Below are 2691 nucleotides of genomic sequence, written 5' to 3'. Positions count from 1 at the left end.
AAAAACCATCAACCAGAGACAGAGAATACCTGCGAACCGATGAAATCAAAGCGATGATTCGCGCTGCCAAAAAAGTAGGTCGTCATGGTATCAGAGATGGAGCAATTATTTTACTGATGTTCCGCCACGGATTGAGAACTGCCGAATTAGTAGCCCTCAAATGGACGCAGATAGACTTGGCAGATGGTTATATTGAAGTGCATCGGGTCAAACACGGTCGTGACAGCATTCATCCTTTACGTTCTCCCGAACTGAGAGCCTTACGCCAAATTCAGAGAGATTATACCGATACGAGCTATGTTTTTGTCTCCGAGCGAAAAGCTCCTCTCTCAACTCGTTCTGTTCGCCACATTATAGCTAGAGCAGGAGAATTAGCTGGTATTCCTATTCTTGTTCATCCCCATCAATTGCGTCATGCTTGCGGTTATTATTTAGCTGCGAGCGGTCATGATACCAGGGCGATTCAAGATTATTTAGGTCACAAAAACATTCATCACACAGTTCGCTATACTCAAATTTCACCTCAAAGGTTTGAGAACTTTTGGATGGATTAAAGACGATGAAACAATTTAGTAGATTGAATAAAAATTGTAATTATGGCTGAAGATTGTTCTCAAATTAAAGATTTACGTAGTTTTTGTTCAAAATTACTGATATCTACCCCCAAATTGCCCAAAATCTTGAATCCTAAGCTGTCAACATCTCCAAGTAGCCCTAATAGCAGATGTTCTGTACCTATATGATTTTTGCCTAACTTCAAAGACTCTTGCAAAGCATTTTCCATAATTTCTTTTACTCGTCGAGTAAAAGGCATAAATATGGGAATCGAACTGTTATTTCCACGTCCAACAAGTCTTTCGGTTTCAGTTTGAACTTTTTCTAGATTTAATCCTGCTTCATCCAGAAATTGCCAAGCTATTCCACTTTTTTCGCTAATTAGCCCGATTAGAATTTGTTCAGTGCCGACATATCGATGTTTTAAACGAAGAGACTCACATTGAGCAAATTTTATAGCTGTAATTGCCTCCTGAGTAAATCTAGAAGGTAAGGGGAATCCTAGAGTGGTAAATAGCTTATCCCAAATTGGTCTGAACAACTGTTCTGACATAGACTTTTCCTCTTTTATTGAATTTTCTACTGGCTCAAAAGCGTGAAGAGCATTTGAAGAATTGTCTGTACAAAAAAACGACAGTAAATCCTCCATTGCTTCTGCATTAGCTGTGTACCAAAGATACTGCTTATCTTTTCGGACTTTGACCAAATTTTCTACTTTCAGCTTTTCTAAATGGTGAGAAAGAGTAGAATTGGGAATTTCTAACTTGTTTTTGATTTCATTTACTACCATCCCTTTGGGATAAGATGTAAACAGCAACTGCATGATTCTGAGTCGTGGCTCTGAACCCATCGCTGCAAACAAGTCCGCGTAATAAGAGATGCTTTTATCCATATTTCTAGAATAACCGAAATAACATGAGAAGTCAATGAATATTTAGCTCAAGTTTGGCTTTCTAAGCCACCAATGGTTGCGATAACCTTGAAATCCTCTCCTTCATATCCAGCTTAAACAACCCATAAGGATTTACATGGCTGAAAATCAAAGGTGTAATCGCCTGTAAATCTCTCGCCGTCAATCTCTTCTGCCAATGCTTCTGCGCCAGTACGCTCTGAATCATCAAAGTATTCACATACACCAGACAAATTTGTAACAGGTGCAAAGACAATACCGATAACTCCTGACTCTCCAAGCGATTAGAAGCAAATTCCCCACCCTTACCGTAGAAGATAAAATTATTAACTCCATTCCATCTCTCTACTACATTCAATCCTTCATTAATCTCTCGGCGTATCGCTTCCGAGTCGAGATATTGACAGAGGAAAATGGTTTTAATGACTCTACCCAATTCCATCAAAGCCAAATAGGTAGGATGTTTAAAAGGATTCTTGCTAAACCGTTTCAAGATGGCTTCGGTTTCTGCCGTACCCAACCGCAAAGCAGTGGCGTATTTCACCATCTGGTCGTATTGCTGTCGAATCAAGTCCCAGTTTATGGGACGAGTCATCACGGGTTCTAGATTAGGATAAGCATCAGCTTGACCCGCATGAGGGCGATAGAGTTTCTGCACCTTAATTCTTTTGAGTCTGGGCATTAATTGAAAACCTAGCAAGTGGGTAAAGGCAAAAGCCACCTCACTTTGACCGTGACTATCTACATAATTCTTCTTCACTTCCATACTGGTACAGTGCTTCAAAACCCCATTAATCATCGCCGATACTTCGCTACTAGAGCAGGTTTTAAGCTGAGAATAGATACAGGTAGAATTTTTCTCAACGTGCCAGTAAATCATTACTCCTCTACCACCGTAGCGAAGATGATACTGAGTTATAAGATTTTGCTCCCAAGCACCAAAATGTTTGCTGTCACTAGCACAGGTAGTCGTGCCTTCGCCCCAGATATGAGGCAAACGAATCTCAAAGGTGGCATTGACTATCTCGGCGATAGCACTGCGTAACTGGTCTTTGTGAATGAAACGACGGCGGACATAAATTAAATCCTGATAGTTCTCCCCATCTATTCCCGTATTGATTCTCTTCAATCCCGTATTAGTCCCCATACCAAACAGACAGAGTAATAATCGTTTCTGTAAGGTTTCTCTATCTAGTATTTCTCTCGTACCCATACTCTTAAACTTA

3 protein-coding genes are annotated in these 2691 nt (G+C 40.2%); 1 reads left to right on the top strand and 2 read right to left on the bottom strand.

Annotation, left to right across the window (positions count from 1 at the left end; genetic code table 11):
• On the top strand, positions 1 to 554 hold a 554-nt coding region (locus H1P_RS35210; protein WP_144876420.1), incomplete at its 5' end, for a tyrosine-type recombinase/integrase.
• A gap of 59 nt (positions 555 to 613) precedes the next feature.
• Here the strand turns inward: H1P_RS35210 and H1P_RS35205 are convergent.
• Positions 614 to 1447: an ArsR/SmtB family transcription factor gene (locus H1P_RS35205; protein ID WP_144876418.1), complete on the bottom strand. Its 834-nt coding sequence runs from the start codon at positions 1445 to 1447 to the stop codon at positions 614 to 616.
• Between the two features lie 61 nt (positions 1448 to 1508).
• Positions 1509 to 2691, bottom strand: a 1183-nt coding sequence (locus tag H1P_RS35200; RefSeq protein ID WP_144876416.1) for a Tn3 family transposase, incomplete at its 5' end; no start/stop codon positions are given.

It is taken from the genome of Hyella patelloides LEGE 07179 (assembly GCF_900659865.1).
Classification (GTDB): Bacteria; Cyanobacteriota; Cyanobacteriia; order Cyanobacteriales; family Xenococcaceae; genus Hyella; species Hyella patelloides.
This window is presented reverse-complemented; position numbering and strand designations above follow the sequence as displayed.

What these genes read in the sequence shown, in the direction of transcription:
- H1P_RS35205 (WP_144876418.1), bottom strand. Translation starts at nt 1,447, where the DNA reads ATGGATAAAAGCATCTCTTATTACGCGGACTTGTTTGCAGCGATGGGT.